Source organism: Microcystis sp. M53598_WE2, assembly GCF_030067735.1.
GTDB classification, from domain to species: domain Bacteria; phylum Cyanobacteriota; class Cyanobacteriia; order Cyanobacteriales; family Microcystaceae; genus Microcystis; species Microcystis aeruginosa.
In genome coordinates this window covers 1-1158 of the sequence record NZ_JASJFE010000067.1, presented here as the reverse complement: position 1 = coordinate 1158, position 1158 = coordinate 1, and the positions used below count along the sequence as shown (strand labels likewise).

Here is a 1158-nt window from a genome sequence, read left to right as displayed (position 1 = left end):
CCCTACACCCTATACCCCACCCCCCCACCCCACCCCTACGAAAAACTTTTTGCCGCAAACCCTATTGACATGGTTTCTCATAAATATGAAGTATAAGAGGATTTGGCATCGACCACCGACTCCAAAAAACAAAAACTTTGTACCTCACCATTAAGATAAAAGACCTAGATTCGGCTACAGCATCATAAAGAACTCTATCGGGTTCTTCTTGTTGAAGAATCTCTCGTCAAGCTATGCTGTGAGGGGAGAGTAGGTCAAAACCTAACTTTTTGCCGCTCTATACTATCGTATCAAGATGCGCTACTCTGTTAGGAGATGATTTTGCTTGAGTCATCTGCTCAAAGTAGCGTCTGTTTTTTAACCCTTACCCTTAAAAGAGAATCTTTTCTGTATGCTAGAGGCTAATAATCAGGGAGAGAATCAAATATTTCTCTATGAAGTTGTTTTTTCCGGTTCTTCTGGCTCTTTGCCTCAACGCTTCTCCCGGACAGTCCTGCGAGTACCTAAAAGCCGCATGAGTCAAGAAACACAGCGCCTCCTGCGCCAAGGGGCCAAGATTCTCAGTATAAGGCCTCTTGACCCAGAAACTGCCCCGATTAAGCCTAGTTTACCACCTCAACCTTGGTGGATAGAGATCACCACCACTCAGCCGAAATGTCTCTATTATTTCGGTCCTTTTGAGAGTTTTTCGGAAGCTTTATCCCATCAATCCGGTTATATCGAAGACCTCCAATCGGAATCTGCCCTGGGAATTAACAGCGAAATTAAACAATGTCAGCCAGAGGTTTTAACTCAAGAATATTTTTAATGTATGGTATCTAATTATACAGATTTTTAGGAATAGTTAGCTTCCTCTTGTTTTCGTTTAATAATGCCTTTACCCTCACAGAATTTACAGGGGACGGATTCATTCTCCGTCTCTAGATAGATTCTTCCTTTGCCCTGACAGTGGGGACAGATAACTTTTTCTTCCCACCAATAATTCTCTAAAAAAGCCTCATCGGTAATATAGGTAAAATCTTCAAACATTGGCTTGTCCTCTTATCGTTGAGATAGCTTAATCTGGATTCATCTTTCAACCTGAGAAATTGAAAATCACTTTTACCCCCATCGTAAAAAAGATCGGGTTCATTCTTCTTGAAACTTAAATTACTTCAT

The 1158-nt window shown here is 41.2% G+C and carries 2 protein-coding genes; one reads left to right on the top strand and one right to left on the bottom strand.

Annotation, left to right across the window (positions count from 1 at the left end; genetic code table 11):
* The first annotated feature begins 391 nt into the window (after positions 1-391).
* Entirely contained in the window at positions 392-808 is a 417-nt protein-coding gene (locus tag PX636_RS01535; protein ID WP_004162910.1) for a DUF1816 domain-containing protein, read from the top strand.
* Positions 809-834: 26 nt separating this feature from the next.
* Here the strand turns inward: PX636_RS01535 and PX636_RS01530 are convergent, their stop codons facing one another.
* Positions 835-1029 carry a hypothetical protein gene (locus PX636_RS01530; RefSeq protein ID WP_002770192.1) on the bottom strand — a complete coding sequence of 65 codons (195 nt, stop codon included), beginning with the start codon at positions 1027-1029 and terminating at the stop codon, positions 835-837.
* Positions 1030-1158 lie beyond the last annotated feature (129 nt).

What these genes read in the sequence shown, in the direction of transcription:
- PX636_RS01535 (WP_004162910.1), top strand. Translation starts at nt 392, where the DNA reads ATGCTAGAGGCTAATAATCAGGGAGAGAATCAAATATTTCTCTATGAA.
- PX636_RS01530 (WP_002770192.1), bottom strand. Translation starts at nt 1,029, where the DNA reads ATGTTTGAAGATTTTACCTATATTACCGATGAGGCTTTTTTAGAGAAT.